Genomic DNA, 18,615 nt, shown 5'->3' on the forward strand with positions numbered 1-18,615 from the left:
TCCGCCGGTGCCGTGCGGCGGCGGCCGTGCGGCAGGCCGCACACCCGACGGTATCGCGCCCCGTTGACTGCCGTCACCAAGGCGTTACGCTCGTGGCGCGAGCCCACCACCCGGTCCGCCAGGCAAGGGGACGAACCCCGCCCAGGCAAGGGGGCGAACCGCCATGATCACTTCGGCCCACGTCGACACGTTCGCGCGCGACCACCTCCCGCCCGCCGAACAGTGGCCCGAGCTCCGCTTCGACCTGCCGGAGCTGCGCTACCCCGACCGGCTGAACTGCGCCGCCGAGCTGCTGACCGGCCCGCCCGACGGCCGCCCGGCCTTCCGCACCGCCTCCGGCGCCGTGTGGACCTACGGCGAGCTGCGCGCCCGCGTCGACCGGCTCGCCCACCTGCTCACCGGGGACCTCGGCGTCGTCCCCGGCAACCGGGTGCTGCTGCGCGGCCCCACCACGCCGTGGCTGGCCGCCTGCTGGCTGGCAGTGCTGAAGGCGGGCGCGGTCGCGGTCACCGTGCTGGCCGGGCAGCGCCCGCACGAGCTGAGCCGGATGTGCGAGATCGCGCGCGTGGAGCACGCCCTGTGCGACGTGCGGGCCGTCGACGACCTCGCCAAGGCGGAGGTCCCGGGGCTGCGGATCACGACGTACGGCGGGGACGCCCCCGGCGACCTGCTCAACCGCCCGGCGCCCGGCACCCCGTACCCGGCCCTCCCCACGGCGGCGGACGACGTGGCGCTGATCGCGTTCACCTCGGGCACCACCGGCCGCCCCAAGGGATGCGCGCACTTCCACCGGGACGTGCTGGCGATCGCCGACACGTTCTCGAAGCACGTGCTGAAGCCGCACGGTGACGACCTGTTCGCGGGCAGCCCACCGCTGGGGTTCACCTTCGGGCTCGGCGGGCTGGTGGTCTTCCCGCTGCGGGCCGGGGCGAGTGCGCTGCTGCTCGAACAGGCCACGCCCGGGCGGCTGCTGCCCGCGATCGCCGAGCACCGGGTGTCGGTGCTGTTCACCGCGCCGACCGCGTACCGCGCGATGCTCGGCGGGCTGGACGCGTACGACGTCTCGTCGCTGCGGCGCTGCGTCTCGGCGGGCGAGAACCTGCCCGCGGCCACCTGGCACGCCTGGCACGAGCGCACGGGCCTGCGCATCATCAACGGCATCGGCGCCACCGAACTGCTGCACATCTTCCTCTCCGCGGCCGACGAGGACGTCCGGCCCGGCACGACGGGCGTTCCGGTGCCGGGGTGGCACGCGCGCGTGCAGGACGAGAGCGGCGCGCCCGTGCCCGACGGGCAGCCGGGTCTGCTGGCGGTGCGCGGGCCGGTCGGCTGCCGGTACCTCGCCGATCCGCGGCAGCGGGAGTACGTGCGCGGCGGCTGGAACATCACCGGGGACACCTACGTCCGCGAGCCCGACGGGTACTTCCGGTACGTCGCCCGCGCGGACGACATGATCATCTCCGCCGGGTACAACATCGCGGGGCCGGAGGTGGAGGACGCGCTGCTGCGCCACCCGGACGTGGTGGAGGCGGCGGTGGTGGGCCGGCCCGACGAGGCGCGCGGGCAGGTCGTGGTGGCGTACGCCGTGCCGAGGGAGGGCGCCGGGCGGGACGCCGAGGCGCTGCGGGCCTTCGTCAAGTCCGAGCTGGCGCCGTACAAGTGCCCGCGCGAGATCGTCTTCCTGGACGCGCTGCCGCGCACGGCGACCGGCAAGCTCCAGCGGTTCAGGCTGCGCGCCGAGGGGGTACCGGAGGACGAACGGCCCCGGTGACACCGGAGGTGACCAGCACGGATGCCGACGACCTAAGATGATCAACGTGTCCGAGCAGCACGCGCAGCACACCCCGAGGTCCCTGATCGTCACGTTCTACGGCGCGTACGGCCGGCACGTACCGGGCCCGGTGCCCGTCGCCGAACTGATCCGGCTGCTGGCCGCGGTCGGGGTGGACGCGCCGTCGGTGCGCTCGTCGGTGTCCCGGCTCAAACGGCGCGGACTGCTGCTGCCCGCCCGCACGGAGCAAGGCGCCGCCGGGTACGAACTCTCCCCCCAGGCGCGGCAGTTGCTCGACGACGGCGACCGGCGCATCTACGCCACGGCACCGCCCGGGGACGAGGGCTGGGTGCTGGCGGTGTTCTCGGTACCGGAGTCGGAACGGCAGAAGCGGCACGTGCTGCGCTCGCGGCTGGCCGGGCTCGGCTTCGGCACCGCCGCGCCCGGGGTGTGGATCGCCCCGGCCCGCCTGTACGACGAGACGCGGCACGCGCTGGAGCGGCTGCGCCTGGACGGGTACGTGGACCTCTTCCGGGGTGAGCACCTGGGCTTCACGCCGACCGCCCGGGCGGTGGCCCGCTGGTGGGACCTCGACGCCGTCGCCGGGGAGCACGAGGCGTTCCTCGGCCGTCACGCGCGCGTGCTGGAGGAGTGGGAGCGGCGCGCGGACACCCCGCCGGAGGCGGCCTACCGCGACTACCTCCTCGCCCTGGACTCCTGGCGCCGCCTGCCCTACGCCGATCCCGGGCTGCCCGCGCGGCTGCTGCCCGACGGCTGGCCGGGCGCGCGGTCGGCGGCCGTCTTCCGGGCGCTGCACGCGCGGCTGCGCGACGCGGGTGCGGCGTACGCGGGCCTGCCGCCGGAGCGAGGCGGCGACTGACCGAGGCGGCGGATAAGCCGAGGCGGCAACTGACCGAGGCGACGGCTGACCCAAGGCGGCGACTGACCGAGGCGACGGCTGCCCCAAGGCCGCATCTGACCAAGGCGACGGCTGACCCAAGGCGGCGACTGACCGAGGCGACGGCTGCCCCAAGGCCGCATCTGACCAAGGCGACGGCTGACCCAAGGCGGCGACTGACCGAGGCGACGGCTGCCCCAAGGCCGCATCTGACCAAGGCGACGGCTGACCCAAGGCCGCATCTGACCAAGGCGACGGCTGACCCAAGGCGGCGACTGACCGAGGCGACGGCTGACCCAAGGCGGCAACTGACCGAGGCGACGGCTGACCCAAGGCGGCAACTGACCGAGGCGACGAATGAGCCGAGGCAGCAGTTGACCCAAGGCGGCGTTGACCGAGGCGGCGGCTGAGCCGTGCGGCGATAAGGCAACCCTCAAGAAGTTCCCACGGCTCTCTCAGCTTCCCTGCCTAGCCTCCGGCTCATGAGTCTCACGCGTACCCTGAACCGGGCGCTCGCCGCCACCACCGGCCTCCAGGTACGGCGGGTCCCCCGGCCCGCCCCCACCCGGCCGGGAACGGGCACCGCCCGGTCCGGGCAGCGGACCGCGCCCGCCTACCGGTGTCCGTCGCCCGAGGACCTGCCGGCCGAACGGCTGCTGCGGCAGCCGGTCTTCATCATCTCCTCCGTGCGTTCCGGCTCGACCCTGCTGCGCATGATGCTGGGCGCCCACTCCCGGCTGCACGCCCCGCACGAGCTGCACCTGCGCCATCTGCGGGTCGACCACGGCGACGCCGTCGCGCGGAACGCCATGACCGCCCTGGGCCTGGCCCGCGGCGACCTGGAGCACCTGCTGTGGGACCGCGTCCTCCACCGCGAACTGGTCAGGTCCGGCAAGGACGTCATCGTCGAGAAGACGCCCGGCAACGCCTTCGTCCACCAGCGGCTGAAGGACTGCTGGCCCGACGCCCGGTTCGTGTTCCTGCTGCGCCACCCGGAGTCCGTAGCCCGTTCCTGGCACGAGAGCGACCCGGTCAAGCGGCCCTACCCGGCGGCCGTCGCCGAGGCGCTGCGCTACCTGGAGGCCGTGGAGGCCGCCCGCACGGCCGTCCCGGGCGGGCACACCGTGCGCTACGAGGACATCACCGCCGCCCCCGAGGAGCAGATGCGCCGCCTGTGCGCGTTCCTCGGCGTCGACTACGAGCCGGGCATGCTCCGGTACGGCGGGAAGGGCGGCGGCAAGCCGGTCCGGGGCCTGGGCGACTGGCGGGAGACGATCCGCACGGGAGAGGTCCGGCCGGGCCGCCCGCTGCCGGAGCCCGGCGAGATCGCCGAGGCGCTGCGCCCCATGTGCCGCACCTGGGGCTACCTGTGACCTGTCGTCCGGGGCCGAGGGGCCGGACGCCCGCCCCCGGGGAGCCGGGGCCGCCCGCGGTCCGCCGTCGCCCGCCTCAGACGCCGCTGCCCAGCGTGAGCCGGGGCCTGGGCGCGTCCGTCCGCCCGGTCCGCGGGCGCCGGCTGCCCGCCCGGTAGGGAGCCGGCCAGACGGCTCCGGGGCCGGTGTAGCCCTGCTCGGCCGCCGCGTGCAGTGTCCAGTGCGGGTCGTACAGGTGGGGGCGGCCCAGCGCGCACAGGTCCGCGCGTCCGGCCAGGATCAGGGAGTTGACGTCGTCCCAGGAGGAGATGGCCCCGACGGCGACGACCGAGACGCCCGCCTCGTGGCGGATGCGGTCGGCGAACGGCGTCTGGTACGACCGCCCGAACCGCGGCCTCTCCTCGGCCACGACCTGCCCGGTGGACACGTCGATCGCGTCGGCGCCGTGCGCGGCGAAGGCGCGGGCGATCTCCACGGCGTCCTCGGCGCTCGTGCCGCCCTCGGCCCAGTCGGTGGCGGAGATCCGCACCGTCATCGGGCGTTCTTCGGGCCACACCGCCCGTACGGCGTCGAAGACCTCCAGCGGGAAGCGGAGCCGCCGGCCGAGGCTGCCGCCGTAGGCGTCGGTGCGGCGGTTGGTGAGCGGGGAGAGGAAGCCGGAGAGGAGGTAGCCGTGGGCGCAGTGCAGTTCGAGCAGGTCGAAACCGGCGCGGGCGGCGCGGGCGGCGGCGGAGGCGAACTGCTCCCTGATGTCGGTGAGCTGGGCCCGGCTCAGCTCGCGCGGCAGCCGGCTGGAGGGCTTGTACGGCAGCGGGGAGGCGGCCACCAGCGGCCAGTTGCCCTCGTCCAGGGGCTCGTCCATGCCCTCCCACATCACCTTGGTGGAGCCCTTGCGTCCGCTGTGGCCGAGCTGCACGCCGATCGCGGTGCCCGGCGCGCGGGTGTGCACGAAGTCGGTGATCCGCCGCCACGCCTCGGCCTGCCGGCCGGTGTAGAGGCCCGCGCAGCCGGGGGTGATGCGGCCCTCGGGGCTGACGCACACCATCTCGGTCATCACCAGCCCGGCGCCGCCCAGGGCGCGGGCGCCCAGGTGGACCAGGTGGAAGTCGCCGGGGACGCCGTCGGCGGCGGAGTACATGTCCATCGGGGACACCACGACCCGGTTGCGCAGGGTCAGGCCGCGCAGCCGGAACGGGGTGAACATCGGCGGGGTGCCGGGCGGGCAGCCGAATTCGCGTTCGACGGCCTCGGTGAAGCGGGCGTCGCGCAGCCGCAGGTTGCCGTGGGTGACGCGGCGGCTGCGGGTGAGCAGGCCGAAGGCGAACCGGCGGGGCGGCTGGTCCAGGTGGAGGGCGAGGTTCTCGAACCACTCCAGGCTGGCGTGGGCGGCGCGCTGGGTGGAGGCGACGACGGGCCGCCGTTCCTCCTCGTACGCGGCCAGGGCCTCGCCGAGGGCGGGCCGCTCCGCCAGGCAGGCGGCGAGGGCGAGGGCGTCCTCGACGGCGAGCTTGGTGCCGGAGCCGATGGAGAAGTGGGCGGTGTGGGCGGCGTCGCCGAGGAGGACGACGTTGCCGTGGGACCAGCGTTCGGTGACGACCGTGCGGAAGGTGGTCCAGGCCGAGGTGCCGGCCCGCAGCGGCCGGCCGCCGAGCGCGTCCGCGAAGATCTTGGCGCAGCGCTCGACCGACTCCCGCACCGGCAGCTCCTCGAACCCCGCGGCCCGCCACACCTCCTCGCGCATCTCGACGATCACCGTGGAGGCGTCGGCCGCGTAGGGGTAGCCGTGCAGCTGCATCACGCCGTGCTCGGTCTCGGCGATCTCGAAGCGGAAGGCGTCGAAGGGGAAGCCGGCGGCCAGCCAGATGTAGCGGCAGCGGTGGCCGGTGATCTGCGGCCGGAACACGTCGGCGTAGGCCGCGCGGGTGGTGCTGTGCACGCCGTCGGCGGCGATGACGAGGTCGTACGCCCGGGCGAGGTGGTCCGGGGGCGGTGCCGGGGAGCGGAAGCGGAGGTGGACGCCGAGGCCGCGGCAGCGCTCGTGCAGGATCTGGAGGAGCCGGTGGCGGCCCAGGGCGGCGAAGCCGTGGCCGCCGCAGGTGTGCCGGATGGAGCGGTGGACGACGTCGATGGCGTCCCAGCGCACGAACTCCCGCCGCAGGGCCTCGTACACCACCGGGTCGGCGTGCTCGATGCCGCCGAGGGTCTCGTCGGAGAGCACGACGCCGAAGCCGAAGGTGTCGTCGGGGGCGTTGCGCTCGAAGACGGTGATCTCGCGGGCGGGGTCCAGGCGCTTGAGCAGGGCGGCGGCGTACAGGCCCCCGGGCCCGCCCCCGACGACGGCGACCCTCATCGCTACCTCCCGCGCCACTTCGGCGGGCGCTTCTCGGTGAAGGCCGTGTGGGACTCGGCGTAGTCCTCGGCGTTCATCAGCAGCGCCTGGGTGGCGGCGTCCAGCTCGACGGAGGCGGCCAGCGGCATGTCCAGCTCGGCGGTGAGCAGCGCCTTGGTCTGGGCGTGGGCGAGGGCGGGACCGTCGGCCAGGCGGCGGGCGAGGGCGTGGGCGGCCTCGTCGGCGCGGCCCTTGTCGGCCGGCTCGCTGATCAGGCCGATCCGCTCGGCCTCGGGCGCCCGCACCGTCTCGCCGAGCATCAGCAGCCGGGTGGCGTGGCCGAGGCCGACGATGCGGGGCAGCAGGTAGGCGGCGCCCATGTCGCCGCCGGACAGGCCGACCCGGGTGAAGAGGAAGGCGAAGCGGGCGCTCGGGTCGGCGACGCGGAAGTCGGCGGCCAGGGCCAGGACGGCCCCGGCGCCCGCCGCGACGCCGTGCACCGCGGCGATCACCGGGAAGGGGCACTCCCGGATCGCCCGCACGACCTGCCCGGTCATCCGGTTGAAGTCGAGCAGCTCGGCGGTGTCCATCGACAGCGTGGCGCCGATGATCTCCTCGACGTCGCCGCCGGAGCAGAAGCCGCGCCCCTCGCCGGCCAGCACCAGGGCGCGCACGGACCGTGCCCGGGACAGCTCGGCGAGCAGGTCGCGCAGGTCGGCGTAGGCGCCGAAGGTGAGCGCGTTGAGCTTCTCGGGGCGGGCGAGGGTGACGGTGGCGATACCGTCGGCGAGCTCGACGCGCAGGTGCCGCCAGTGGGGGGTGGGGGCGGCGGAGCCGGTGAAGGGACTCATGACGGGCGGCCTCCTCGGGCGGGCGCGGCCTCACTGAGCACTGCCCCTCAAGCTATCACTCATCTGTGACCATCGTCACGAGGACGCGATAGCCGGCCTGGGCGGCGGACACCGCCGAGTGACCGGCTCACGCCTCTTCGGTCACATGGGACACATTCGTCACCGGACATCAAGGGCGTCACCGGACGTCGACAACGCGGTAACAACGGGAGCACCCGCGGGAGGGGGACCGTTCACCCGGGTAGGCCGCCCGGTGGCCGGGACCGAAGGTCCCGCGCGGTGCCCGTCGAACGGCTCTGCCGGGCGGCGCCGTACCATGCATACGGTTGAAAGCAGGACAGCCTGCTCCATGAACGGACTCGCCGTGCACGATCGATCCCCCGCCCGCCCGTCGCCCGACCACCGCTCCCCATGGAGGCACGCCGTGCCGCCTCACCACCCGTCGGCCTCTTGGCGCATCGCGCTGCCGCACACCACCGCGGCCGTGCCCGTGGCCCGTGCGCTGGTGCGTTCGGCGCTGGCCGAACAGGAGCACGCCGCCGACTGCGACACCGCGGAGCTGCTCACGGCCGAGCTGGTCGCCAACGCCGTGGAGCACACCTCCGGCGGCGCCCCGATCGAGCTGGTCGTGGAGCTGATGCCGAACGCCTGCCAGGTCGAGGTGCACGACCCGGACCCCGCACCGCCCGGCGACCTGACCCGTCCGGTGGACATCACCCCCGACCCCTGGCAGGAGCACGGGCGCGGTCTGCTGCTGATCCGCGCCCTGAGCTCCTCCTGCGGCCACCGCCCCACCGACTCCGGCAAGGCGGTCTGGTTCAGACTGCCTGTGGTACCCGCTCAGCGGCGTCGTCCGGCGTGACGGGGGCCTGGGCGAGCCGGGAGTTGCGGCGCCCGTAGACCAGGTACAGGGCGAGCCCCGCCGCCAGGAACACGGCGAACTGGATCCAGGTCGTCACGCCCGTCTCGTACATCAGGTACAGGCAGAAGCCGACGCCGAGCAGCGGCAGCACCGGGTAGAGCGGCACGCGGAAGGTGCGCTCCAGGTCCGGCTCGCGGCGGCGCAGCGCGATCACCGCGACGTTCACGGCCGCCATGGTGGCCAGGGTGCCGATGGTGCACAGGTTGACCACCGCGTCCAGCGAGGCGAACGCCGCCGGGAGCGCGAAGACGATCCCGACGATCAGGGTCCCGGCGACCGGCGTGGCGGTGCGCGGGGAGACCTTCTCGAACACGCGCGGGACGAGCCCGTCGCGGGACATCGACATCAGGATGCGGGTCTGGCCGTACATCACGGCGAGCACCACCGAGGCGATGGCGACGACCGCGCCGAAGGCGACGATCGCGCCGCCGACCGAGGAGCCGGTGACCTCGTCGACGACGTAGCTCAGCGCGGCGGGCCGGCCGCCGACCTCGTCGCCGCCGATGGCGCCGATCGCGGCGAGGGCGACCGCGCAGTACAGCAGGGTGACCAGGCCGATGCAGACCAGGATGGCGACCGGGATGTCCCGGCGCGGGTTCTTCGCCTCCTCGCCGGCCGTGGTGATCGCGTCGAAGCCGATGTAGGAGAAGAAGGCGGCCGTGGTGCCGGCGCCGATGCCGCCGAGGCCGGCCGGGGAGAACGGGGTGAGGTTGCCGTCCTTGAAGGCGGTGTAGCCGATCGCGCAGAAGGCGACGAGGACGGCGAGCTTGAGGACGGCCATGGCGGCCGTGGCCCGGGCGCTCTCGCGCACCCCGCGCACCAGCAGGACGCAGGCCAGGGCGATGACGATCACCGCGGGCAGGTTGACCACGCCGCCGTCGCCGGGTCCCGCGGAGAGCGCGTGCGGGAGCGTCAGGCCGACGATGCTGTCCAGCAGCTCGTTGACGTACTGGCTCCAGCCGACCGCGACCGCGGACACCGACACGCCGTATTCGAGGAGCAGGCACCAGCCGACCAGGAAGGCGGTGGTCTCGCCGAGTCCGGCGTAGGCGAAGGAGTACGACGATCCGGAGACCGGGATGGCGCTGCCCAGCTCGGCGAAGGCGAACGCGGTGAAGACGCAGGTGATCGCGGCCAGCACGAAGGAGATCACGACGGCCGGGCCGGCCTCGCCGACCGAGTCGGACAGGCCGACGAAGATGCCGGTGCCGACGATGGCGCCGACGCCGAAGCAGATGAGCTGGAACAGGCCCATCGTCCGCTTGAGGCCGTGTCCTTCGCGGTCGGCGCCGGATTCGGCCACCAGGAGGTGGGGCGACTTGATGCGGGGCATGCGGGTGGTGCTCGTTTCTGGTGGTGCGGGTGCGACGGGGTGGTCGCGGACGGCGGCCGCGGAAGGGGTGGCTCCGAGCCGCCGGTCAGCTTAAGCCCTGCTCAGGCGGGTCCTGCTCGGGCAGGCCGTCTCGGGCAGGCCGTCTCGGGCAGGCCGTCTCGGGCAGGCCGTCTCAGACAGGCCGTCTCAGACAGGCCGTCTCAGACAGGCCGTCTCGGGCAGGCCGTCTCGGGCAGGCCGTCTCAGGCGAGGGTGGCGACCATGACCGCCTTGATGGTGTGCAGCCGGTTCTCCGCCTCGTCGAAGACGACCGAGTGCGCCGACTCGAACACCTCGTCCGTGACCTCCAGGCTGTCCAGGCCGTGGGCGTCGAAGATCTCCTGGCCGACCTTGGTGCCCAGGTCGTGGAAGGCGGGCAGGCAGTGCAGGAACTTCACGTCCGGGTTGCCGGTGGCGCGCAGGACGTCCATGGTCACGGCGTACGGGGCGAGGGCGGCGATCCGCTCGGCCCAGACCTCCTTGGGCTCGCCCATGGAGACCCATACGTCGGTGGCGACGAAGTCGGCGCCCCGCACGCCCTCCGCGACGGACTCGGTGAGGGTGACGCGGGCGCCGCTCGCCTCGGCCAGCTCCTGGGCCCGGTCGACGATCTCCCGCGCGGGCCAGTAGGTCTTCGGGGCGACGATCCGCACGTCCATGCCGAGCAGGGCGCCGGTGACCAGGTAGGAGTTGCCCATGTTGAAGCGGGCGTCGCCGAGGTAGGCGAAGGCGGTCCGCTCCAGGGGCTTGGCGCTGTGCTCGGTCATCGTCAGCACGTCGGCGAGCATCTGGGTGGGGTGCCAGTCGTCGGTGAGGCCGTTGTAGACGGGCACCCCGGCCCAGGCCGCGAGCTCCTCCACCTTGGCCTGGCTGTCCCCGCGGTACTCGATCGCGTCGAACATGCGGCCGAGCACGCGGGCGGTGTCCTTCACGGACTCCTTGTGGCCGATCTGCGACCCGGACGGGTCCAGGTACGTCGTCGAGGCGCCCTGGTCGGCGGCGGCGACCTCGAAGGCGCAGCGGGTGCGCGTGGAGGTCTTCTCGAAGACCAGCGCGATGTTCTTCCCGCTCAGGTACCGCTGCTCGGTCCCGGCCTTCTTGGCGGCCTTCAGCTCGGCGGCCAGCTCGATCAGGGAGCGGAACTCCTCCGCGGTGAAGTCGAGCTCCTTGAGGAAGGGGCGGCCGGCGAGGGCGGTCGGGACTGTCGCCATGGGGCGCTCCAGAGGGACGGGAACAGGACAACTGAAATACTATACGACGCTCGGCATTCTTATACAGAATGCCGCAGGGGCGTCCGTCACACGGCCTCCGTCACACGGCGTCCCGCACCACCGGGCAGCTCATGCAGCGCGGCCCGCCCCGGCCCCGCCCCAGCTCGCTGCCCGGGATCTCGATCACCTCGATGCCCTGCTTGCGCAGGTGCGTGTTGGTGGTGGAGTTCCGCTCGTAGGCGACGACGACGCCCGGTTCGACGGCGAGCACGTTGCAGCCGTCGTCCCACTGCTCCCGTTCCGCCGCGTGGACGTCCTGGGTGGCGGTCAGCACGCGGATCTCGCTCAGGCCGAGCGCGGCGGCGATCGCCCGGTGCATGTGCTCCGGCGGATGGTCGGTGACCTTCAGCTCCTTCTCCCCCACGCCCGGTTCGATGGTGTACGAGCGGAGCATGCCGAGCCCCGCGTACTGGGTGAAGGTGTCGCCGTCGACCATCGTCATCACCGTGTCGAGGTGCATCAGGGCGCGGCGCTTGGGCATGTCCAGGGCCACGATCGTCTGCGCGGAGCCCGCGGCGAACAGCTTGTGGGCGAGCATCTCCACGGCCTGCGGCGTGGTCCGCTCGCTCATGCCGATGAGGACCGCGCCGTTGCCGATGACCAGTACGTCGCCGCCCTCGATGGTCGACGGGTAGTCGGCCAGCCCCTCGGACCAGACATGGAACGGCTCGTCCCGGAAGAGGGGGTGGTGCCGGTAGATCGCCTCGAAGTGCACGGTCTCGCGCTGCCGGGCCGGCCAGCGCATCGCGTTGATCGAGACCCCGTCGTATATCCAGGCGGAGGTGTCACGGGTGAAGAGGTGGTTGGGCAGCGGGCCGAGCAGGAAGTCGTCCAGCTCCATCACGTGGAAGCGCACCGAGATCGGCTCCGGGTGCGCGTCCAGGAACTCCCGCTTGGTCATGCCGCCCACCAGGGCCTCGGCGAGCTCGCGGGAGGGCAGCGCCTCGAAGGCGGCCCGCAGGTGGTCGGTGGCGAGCGGGCCGTACTCCTTCTCGTCGAAGACCTGGTCCAGGATCAGCTCCCTGGCCCGCGGGACGTCGAGGGTCTCGGTGAGCAGGTCGCCGAAGAGGTGGACGGCGACCCCGCGGTCGCGCAGCACGTCGGCGAAACCGTCGTGCTCGGCGCGCGCCCGGCGCACCCAGAGCACGTCGTCGAAGAGGAGCGCGTCCTTGTTGCTGGGGGTGAGCCTTTTGAGCTCGAGATCCGGCCGGTGCAGGATGACGCGGCGCAGCCGCCCGGCCTCGGAGTCGACGTGGAATCCCATGTCTTCATCCTGACCAGTCGGGCGGGTGTTCACCCCCGCTCGCGTGGACGGCCGCGCCGCCGTGCGCGAACGCGTGCCACACGGGTGCGGAACGGGTGGACACGTGCGGGGCGCGGGACGGGGGTATGGGGCGGGCCGAGCGCTCCGCGAGCGCACGGAAGCCTGCCGGGGGACGGCCGGCCCCGTGGGGGCGGACGGCCTTCCTCCGCGTGCGCCCGTGCCCCTGTCCGTGGCGCGCGTACGCCCTGCGGTGCGACGCCGGGCGGCGCCTAGCCTACGGGCGTGGGATCCGGACGGACGGCGCTCGGCCCCGCCCTGACACGACGGCCCGCCGGCCCGCAGGACGGAGCGCCGGCGGTCCCGGCCGGGGACACGGGATGAGACGCCCGCTCCGCCCGCCGGGAATCGGCCGGCGGGCGGAGCGGGACCACGACGGAGCGGGGCCACCGCGGGCGGGGGCCGTACGGGCGGGGGCCGTGCGAACGAGGGCCGGCGCGGGTGGGAGCCGTGCGGGTGGGAGCCGTGCGGGCGGGAGCCGTGCGGGCGGGAGCCGTGCGGGCGGGAGCCGTGCGGGCGGGAGCCGTGCGGGCGGGAGCCGTGCGGGCGGGAGCCGTGCGGGCGGTCACCGCCGCCCGCACAGGCCCCAGCCCTGGCCCCGGTCCCGACCCCCAGCCCCGCTCCCAGCCCCGGCCCCGCTCCCGGCCCCGGTGCCGCGCGCCCGGAGCGCACCGCGTCACAGGCGCGGGTCCACCGGCTCCGACTCCAGGGCCAGGACGCCGAAGACGGCCTCGTGCACCCGCCACAGCGGCTCGCCCTCCGCCAGCCGGTCCAGGGCCTCCAGGCCGAGGGCGTACTCGCGCAGCGCCAGCGACCGCTTGTGGTTCAGGAACCGCTGCCGCAGCCGGGCGAGGTGGTCCGGGCGCGTGTACTCGGGACCGTAGATGATCCGCAGGTACTCGCGGCCCCGGCACTTGATGCCGGGCTGCACCAGGCGCCCGTTCCCGTCCCGCACCAGCGCCCCGGCCGGCTTGACGACCATGCCCTCACCGCCGCGGCCGGTCATCTCCAGCCACCAGTCGGTGCCGGCCCGCACCGACTCGGGGTCGCCGGTGTCGACGTACAGCCGCCGGGTGGTCTGGAGCAGGCCGCTGCCGTCGTGCTCGACGAGCCGGTCGAGCAGCGCGAGCTGCTCGTCGTGGGGCAGGCCGGCGAGGCTGCGGCCCTGGACGGCGAGGATCTGGAACGGGGCCAGGCGGACGCCGTCCAGGCCGTCGGTGGTCCAGCAGTAGCGCCGGTAGGCGGCGGTGAACGCGGCGGCGTCGGCGGCCCGCTCCCGCTGGCGCGCGAGCAGCTCCGTGACGTCGACGCCGCGGGCCGCCGCGCCCTCCAGGGCGGCCAGCGCGCCGGGGAACACCGCGCCGGCGGCGGCGCCCACGGCGGCGTACTGCGACCGCAGCAGCCCGGACGCCTTCAGGGACCACGGCATCAGCTCGGCGTCCAGCAGCAGCCAGTCCGTCTCCAGCGTGTCCCACAGGCCGGCCTCGCCGATCGCCGCGCGCAGCCGGCCGAGGATCTCCTCGGTGACGGACGCGTCGTCGAAGAACGGGCGGCCGGTGCGGGTGTACAGGGACCCGGTGGGCCCGCCGTCGGTCCCGAACCGCACGCGCGCCGCCTCCGCGTCCCGGCACACCAGCGCCACCGCCCGCGAGCCCATGTGCTTCTCCTCGCACACGACCCGGGCGACGCCGTCCGCGGCGTACTGCGCGAACGCCTCCGCCGGGTGCTCCAGGTAGCCGTCGATCCGCGAGGTGGCCGTGGGCGCCATGGTCGGCGGGAGGTACGGCAGCAGCCGCGGGTCGATCGCGAAGCGGCTCATGACCTCCAGGGCCGCCGCCGCGTTCTCCTCCCGGACGGTGACCCGGCCCGCGTGCCGGGTCTCCACGACCCGCCGCCCGTGCACGTCGGCCAGGTCCAGCGGCCGGCCCTGGTGCCCGCCGGGCGCCTCGGCGCGCAGCGGCCTGACCGGCTCGTACCAGACCCGCTCGGCCGGTACGTCGACCAGTTCGCGCTCCGGCCAGCGCAGCGCGGTCAGCCTGCCGCCGAAGACGGCGCCGGTGTCCAGGCAGATGGTGTTGTTCAGCCAGGTGGCCTCCGGGACGGGGGTGTGGCCGTAGACGACGGCGGCCCGGCCCCGGTAGTCCTCCGCCCACGGGTAGCGCACCGGCAGCCCGAACTCGTCGGTCTCCCCGGTGGTGTCGCCGTACAGGGCGTGGCTGCGGACCCGGCCGGAGGTGCGGCCGTGGTACTTCTCCGGCAGCCCGGCGTGGCAGACCACCAGCCGGCCGCCGTCGAGGACGTAGTGGCTGACCAGCCCGTCGACGAACTCCCGCACCTCGGCGCGGAACTCCTCGCTCTCGCCCTCCATCTGCGCGATGGTCTCGGCCAGGCCGTGGGTGTGCTGGACCTTGCGGCCCTTGAGGTACCGGCCGAACTTGTTCTCGTGGTTGCCGGGCACGCACAGCGCGTTGCCCGACTTCACCATCGCCATCACGCGGCGCAGCACGCCCGGGCTGTCGGGGCCGCGGTCGACGAGGTCGCCGACGAAGACGGCGGTGCGGCCCTCGGGGTGCACGCCGTCGGCGTAGCCCAGCTTGCCGAGCAGCGCCTCCAGTTCGGCGGAGCAGCCGTGGACGTCGCCGATGATGTCGAACGGGCCGGTGAGGTGGGTGAGGTCGTTGAACCGCTTCTCGGTGACGACGCCGGCGTGCTCGATCTCGTCGGTGCCGCGCAGGACGTGGACCTTGCGGAAGCCCTCGCGCTCCAGGTGGCGCAGGGAGCGGCGGAGTTCGCGGATGTGGCGCCCGATCACCCGGCGCGGCATGCCGGCGCGGTCGGCGCGGGCGGCGTTGCGCGCGGCGCACACCTCCTCCGGCACGTCGAGCACGATCGCGATGGGCAGCACGTCGTACCGCCGGGCCAGCTCGATCAGCTGCCGCCGGGCCTCGGACTGGACGCTGGTGGCGTCGACGACGGTGCGCCGGCCGGCGGCGAGCCGCTTGCCCGCGATGTAGTGCAGGACGTCGAAGGCGTCCCCGCTCGCGCTCTGGTCGTTCTCGTCGTCGGCGACCAGTCCCCGGCAGAAGTCGGAGGAGATGACCTCGGTGGGCTTGAAGTGGCGGCGGGCGAAGGTGGACTTGCCGGAGCCGGAGGCGCCGATCAGCACGACGAGGGAGAGGTCGGTGACCGGCAGGGTGCGGCCCTTCACGGGCGTCTCGGCGGTCATGCGGCCTTCGCCTCCTTCTCGGCCGGGGCCTTCTCGGCCGGGTCCTTCTCGGCCGGGTCCTTCTCGGTCGGGTCCTTCTCGGTCGGGGCCGTGGCCCTCATCGTGAACACGGCCATCTGGGTGGGCGGTCCCACCTCGGGGTCGTCGGGGCCGACGGGCCGGAACTCCACGCCGTACCCGTGGCGTGCGGCGACCGTCTCCGCCCAGGCGCGGAACTCGGCGCGGGTCCACTCGAAGCGGTGGTCGCGGTGGCGGACGTGCCCGGCCGGGAGGCTCTCCCAGCGGACGTTGTACTCGACGTTCGGCGTGGTCACGACGACCGTGCGGGGGCGGGCCGCGCCGAACACCGCGTACTCCAGGGCGGGCAGCCGGGGCGGGTCGAGGTGCTCGATCACCTCGCTCAGCACGGCGGCGTCGTACCCCTTGAGCCGCTGGTCGGTGTAGGCGAGGGAGCCCTGGAGGAGCTTCACGCGCGCGGCCTGCCGCTCCCCCATGCGGTCCAGCCTCAGCCGCCGGGAGGCGACGGTGAGCGCGCGCACCGACACGTCGACGCCGAGGATCTCGGTGAAGCGCGCCTCCTTGAGCAGCGCCTGGACCAGGTGGCCCTCCCCGCAGCCGAGGTCGAGGACGCGGACGGCGGCGGCCTCGCGGAGGGCGGCGAGGATCGCCTCCCTGCGCCGCACGGCGAGCGGCACCGGCTTCTCCCCGGCCCCGGCCTCGGTCCCGGCCTCCGCCGCTCCCTCGGTCCCGGCCTCGGTCCCGGACCCCGCCACGCCCTCGGCCCCGGCCTCGATCCCGGACCCGGACCCGGCCTCCTCCGCGACCGCGTTGTCGAGCTCCTCGGGCTCGCTGTCGTCCGCCTCGGCCAGCCGCGCCAGCTCCAGCCGCTCCTGCGCCTGCCGCGCCAGCGACCAGCGGCGCGACAGGTAACGGCTGGTGATCAGCTTCTGCTCGGGGTGCGCGGGCAGCCAGCCCTCGCCCGCCCGCAGCAGCTTGTCGACCTCGTCGGGGGCGACCCAGTAGTGCTTGGCGTCGTCGAGGACGGGGAGCAGGACGTACAGGTGGCGCAGGGCCTCGGCGAGGGTCAGCGCCCCGGACTCCAGGACCAGCCGCACGTACCGCGAGTCGCCCCACTCGGGGAACGCGGTGTCCAGCGGGACGGGGTCCGCCGTCACCGCCCAGCCGAGCGGCTCGAACAGCCGCCGTACGAGGTCGGGGCCGCCGCGGGCGGGCAGCGCGGGCACCTCGATGCGCAGCGGCAGGGGCTGGGCGGGAAGGCCGGGCCTGGCCTTGCACACGCCGCGCAGCGTGCTGGAGAAGACGCCGCTCAGCGCGACGGCGAGCAGCGAGGAGGCGGCGTAGGGACGGTCGTTGACGTACTGCGCGAGCGCCGAGTCGGGTGCGCCGCCCCGGCCCTTGCCCTTGCCGCGCCGGACCAGCGCCACCGGATCGACCTCCAGCAGCAGCGCCGCCGTGCAGCGCTGGTCCTCGGCCTCGGGGTAGAGGACGTGGGCCGTGCCGTAGGAGGTGGAGAACGCCTGCGCCTTGCCGGGATGCTTGTGCAGCAGGAAGCCGAGGTCGGTGGCGGGGCGTTCGGGGGTACCGGTGGTGGTGATGGTCAGGAACATGCGGAGGGCCTCTCCGGCCGGTCGACGTGGTGGGATGCCGTGCGTGCGAGAGCCCCCAGAAGGGTGATCCCGGGGGCTCTGCAGGACGACGGTCACACCATCGCACAACGGGCCGGACCGGCGCCTTCGTTTATCCGGCCACTTGTCCGCCCTGTCTGCCGTGCGCGCCTCGCGCGCCTCGTGCGTTCTGTGCGCCCCGTGCGTCTTGTTCCTGCTGTTCCTGTGCCGTCGGACGCGGTCAGGACAGCTGCGTCTGGACCTGCGAGGAGATCAGCTCCAGGTGGTCCAGGTCGTCGAGGTCGAGGATCTGGAGGTAGATCCGCTGCGAGCCGACCTCGGCGTAGCGGCCGATCTTGTCGACGACCTCGGCCGGGGAGCCCGCGAGCCCGTTCAGCTTCAGCTCGTCGACCTCGCGGCCGATCGCGGCGGCGCGGCGGGCGACCTCGGCGTCGTCCCGGCCGACGCAGACGATGAGGGCGTTGGAGTACGTCAGGTCGCCGGCCTTGCGCCCGGCCTGCTCGGCGGCGGCGCGGACCCGGCCGAACTGGCGCTCGGTGTCCTCGACGGAGGCGAAGGGGATGTTGAACTCGTCGGCGTACTTCGCGGCCAGGCGCGGGGTACGGGTCGCGCCGTGGCCGCCGATGAGCACGGGGACCTTCTTCTGCGCGGGCTTGGGCAGCGCGGGCGAGTCGGTGAGGTCGTAGTACGCGCCGTGGAAGTCGTACGTCTTGCCGACCTCGGTCGCCCACAGGCCGGTGACGATCTCCAGCTGCTCCTCCAGGCGCGCGAACTTCTCCTTCGGGAAGGGGATGCCGTACGCCTTGTGCTCCTCCTCGAACCAGCCGGCGCCCAGGCCCAGTTCGACGCGGCCGCCGGACATCTGGTCGACCTGCGCGACCTGGATGGCGAGCACGCCGGGCAGCCGGAAGGTTCCGGCGGTCATCAGCGTGCCGAGCCGGATGCGCTTGGTCTCGCGGGCGAGGCCGGCGAGGGTGATCCAGGCGTCGGTGGGGCCGGGGAGGCCGTCCACGGAGCCCATCTTCAGATAGTGGTCGGAGCGGAAGAAGGCGTCGAAGCCCAGGTCCTCGGTGGCCTTCGCCACGGTGAGCAAGGTGTCGTAGGTGGCCCCCTGCTGGGGCTCGGTGAAGATGCGCAGATCCATGTATCCATCCTGCATGCTCGGGCGGGCGTTCTTCCCGCCGGTCCCCGGTCCCGGCGGCCGTCGGCCGGTCCCGGTGCTCCCCGGTCGGGTGAAATCGCGTCAACCCCGCGTCCGGGACACGACCGTGCCAGTGACCGGCCCGCGAGGTGATCGTTGGCACGGGCGGTGCCGGACCGCCCGGTACCCGTGCCGGCGGGCGACGCCGGGGCGTCACCGAGTCGGCCTCCCCGGGGGCCAGGGGCCGAGGAGGCCGTCATGTCCGAAGAGACCGTGCCGCAGCAGGGCGGGGCCGCTGCCCGGCCGAAGGGGCTGCTGGAGCAGATGGAGGAGCTGATGGCGGCGCTCAACGCGGACCTGTCGGCCCTGGACGCGGATCTGCAGTCGGCCGCGGGGGCGGGACGCGTGCCGGAGGGCGACGGGAAGAGAACGCCGGCCGAGCCCGCGTGAACCGCCGGCCGGGGCTCCCCGGCCGGCGCACCCCGCGCGGGAGG

Annotated in this window: 13 protein-coding genes; 5 read left to right on the plus strand and 8 right to left on the minus strand. The window is 74.0% G+C overall.

Features of this window, described 5'->3' with window-relative positions:
- Positions 1 to 67 precede the first annotated feature (67 nt).
- The 3 genes from ABZ340_RS19725 (at position 68) to ABZ340_RS19735 (ending at position 4,042) form a co-directional block, all read left to right on the plus strand.
- Positions 68 to 1,771, plus strand: a complete 1,704-nt coding sequence (locus tag ABZ340_RS19725; protein ID WP_358783100.1) for an AMP-binding protein — start codon at positions 68 to 70, stop codon at positions 1,769 to 1,771.
- Positions 1,772 to 1,808: 37 nt separating this feature from the next.
- On the plus strand, positions 1,809 to 2,651 hold the full coding sequence (locus ABZ340_RS19730) for a PaaX family transcriptional regulator C-terminal domain-containing protein (protein WP_358783058.1): 843 nt from the start codon (positions 1,809 to 1,811) through the stop codon (positions 2,649 to 2,651).
- Positions 2,652 to 3,151: 500 nt separating this feature from the next.
- Positions 3,152 to 4,042 (plus strand): sulfotransferase, encoded by an 891-nt coding sequence (locus tag ABZ340_RS19735; RefSeq protein WP_358783059.1) that lies wholly within the window; start codon positions 3,152 to 3,154, stop codon positions 4,040 to 4,042.
- Positions 4,043 to 4,118: 76 nt separating this feature from the next.
- Here the strand turns inward: ABZ340_RS19735 and ABZ340_RS19740 are convergent, their stop codons facing one another.
- Positions 4,119 to 6,392, minus strand: a complete 2,274-nt coding sequence (locus ABZ340_RS19740) for a bifunctional salicylyl-CoA 5-hydroxylase/oxidoreductase (protein ID WP_358783060.1) — start codon at positions 6,390 to 6,392, stop codon at positions 4,119 to 4,121.
- 2 nt (positions 6,393 to 6,394) lie between these two features.
- Positions 6,395 to 7,222, minus strand: coding sequence for an enoyl-CoA hydratase family protein (locus ABZ340_RS19745; RefSeq protein WP_358783061.1), 828 nt, complete (start codon positions 7,220 to 7,222; stop codon positions 6,395 to 6,397).
- A 349-nt stretch (positions 7,223 to 7,571) separates the two neighbouring features.
- Between ABZ340_RS19745 and ABZ340_RS19750 the strand changes: the two genes are divergently transcribed.
- Positions 7,572 to 8,084: an ATP-binding protein gene (locus tag ABZ340_RS19750; RefSeq protein ID WP_358783062.1), complete on the plus strand. Its 513-nt coding sequence runs from the start codon at positions 7,572 to 7,574 to the stop codon at positions 8,082 to 8,084.
- On the opposite strand, the gene ABZ340_RS19755 is transcribed toward ABZ340_RS19750, so the two are convergent.
- The 6 genes from ABZ340_RS19755 to ABZ340_RS19780 form a co-directional block, all read right to left on the minus strand.
- Entirely contained in the window at positions 8,041 to 9,477 is a 1,437-nt protein-coding gene (locus ABZ340_RS19755; protein ID WP_358783063.1) for an amino acid permease, read from the minus strand. The genes ABZ340_RS19750 and ABZ340_RS19755 overlap by 44 nt on opposite strands.
- Positions 9,478 to 9,719: 242 nt before the next feature.
- The gene (gene argF / locus ABZ340_RS19760; protein ID WP_358783064.1) at positions 9,720 to 10,727 is read right to left on the minus strand and encodes an ornithine carbamoyltransferase; all 1,008 of its coding nucleotides are present in this window, start codon (positions 10,725 to 10,727) and stop codon (positions 9,720 to 9,722) included.
- A 100-nt stretch (positions 10,728 to 10,827) separates the two neighbouring features.
- A complete protein-coding gene (locus ABZ340_RS19765) occupies positions 10,828 to 12,051 on the minus strand; it encodes an arginine deiminase (RefSeq protein WP_358783065.1) in 1,224 nt (407 codons plus the stop codon).
- A 733-nt stretch (positions 12,052 to 12,784) separates the two neighbouring features.
- Positions 12,785 to 15,334 (minus strand): polynucleotide kinase-phosphatase, encoded by a 2,550-nt coding sequence (locus ABZ340_RS19770; RefSeq protein WP_358783066.1) that lies wholly within the window; start codon positions 15,332 to 15,334, stop codon positions 12,785 to 12,787.
- Positions 15,331 to 16,962, minus strand: coding sequence for a 3' terminal RNA ribose 2'-O-methyltransferase Hen1 (locus ABZ340_RS19775; protein WP_358783067.1), 1,632 nt, complete (start codon positions 16,960 to 16,962; stop codon positions 15,331 to 15,333). The genes ABZ340_RS19770 and ABZ340_RS19775 overlap by 4 nt, the downstream gene beginning before the upstream one ends.
- 238 nt (positions 16,963 to 17,200) lie before the next feature.
- Positions 17,201 to 18,124: an LLM class F420-dependent oxidoreductase gene (locus ABZ340_RS19780; protein WP_358783068.1), complete on the minus strand. Its 924-nt coding sequence runs from the start codon at positions 18,122 to 18,124 to the stop codon at positions 17,201 to 17,203.
- A gap of 255 nt (positions 18,125 to 18,379) precedes the next feature.
- On the opposite strand from ABZ340_RS19780, the gene ABZ340_RS19785 reads away from it, so the two are divergent.
- The gene (locus tag ABZ340_RS19785; RefSeq protein WP_358783069.1) at positions 18,380 to 18,571 is read left to right on the plus strand and encodes a hypothetical protein; all 192 of its coding nucleotides are present in this window, start codon (positions 18,380 to 18,382) and stop codon (positions 18,569 to 18,571) included.
- Positions 18,572 to 18,615: the final 44 nt, after the last annotated feature.

The sequence above is a fragment of the Streptomyces sp. NPDC006134 genome (genome assembly GCF_040628835.1).
Taxonomy (GTDB): domain Bacteria; phylum Actinomycetota; class Actinomycetes; order Streptomycetales; family Streptomycetaceae; genus Streptomyces.

Excerpts from the sequence above, each read along its gene's own strand:
- ABZ340_RS19785 (WP_358783069.1), top strand. The coding sequence starts at position 18,380 with ATGTCCGAAGAGACCGTGCCGCAGCAGGGCGGGGCCGCTGCCCGGCCG.
- ABZ340_RS19750 (WP_358783062.1), top strand. The coding sequence starts at position 7,572 with ATGAACGGACTCGCCGTGCACGATCGATCCCCCGCCCGCCCGTCGCCC.
- argF (WP_358783064.1), bottom strand. The coding sequence starts at position 10,727 with ATGGCGACAGTCCCGACCGCCCTCGCCGGCCGCCCCTTCCTCAAGGAG.
- ABZ340_RS19765 (WP_358783065.1), bottom strand. The coding sequence starts at position 12,051 with ATGGGATTCCACGTCGACTCCGAGGCCGGGCGGCTGCGCCGCGTCATC.
- ABZ340_RS19735 (WP_358783059.1), top strand. The coding sequence starts at position 3,152 with ATGAGTCTCACGCGTACCCTGAACCGGGCGCTCGCCGCCACCACCGGC.
- ABZ340_RS19755 (WP_358783063.1), bottom strand. The coding sequence starts at position 9,477 with ATGCCCCGCATCAAGTCGCCCCACCTCCTGGTGGCCGAATCCGGCGCC.
- ABZ340_RS19770 (WP_358783066.1), bottom strand. The coding sequence starts at position 15,334 with ATGACCGCCGAGACGCCCGTGAAGGGCCGCACCCTGCCGGTCACCGAC.
- ABZ340_RS19780 (WP_358783068.1), bottom strand. The coding sequence starts at position 18,124 with ATGGATCTGCGCATCTTCACCGAGCCCCAGCAGGGGGCCACCTACGAC.
- ABZ340_RS19745 (WP_358783061.1), bottom strand. The coding sequence starts at position 7,222 with ATGAGTCCCTTCACCGGCTCCGCCGCCCCCACCCCCCACTGGCGGCAC.
- ABZ340_RS19730 (WP_358783058.1), top strand. The coding sequence starts at position 1,809 with ATGATCAACGTGTCCGAGCAGCACGCGCAGCACACCCCGAGGTCCCTG.
- ABZ340_RS19775 (WP_358783067.1), bottom strand. The coding sequence starts at position 16,962 with ATGTTCCTGACCATCACCACCACCGGTACCCCCGAACGCCCCGCCACC.
- ABZ340_RS19740 (WP_358783060.1), bottom strand. The coding sequence starts at position 6,392 with ATGAGGGTCGCCGTCGTCGGGGGCGGGCCCGGGGGCCTGTACGCCGCC.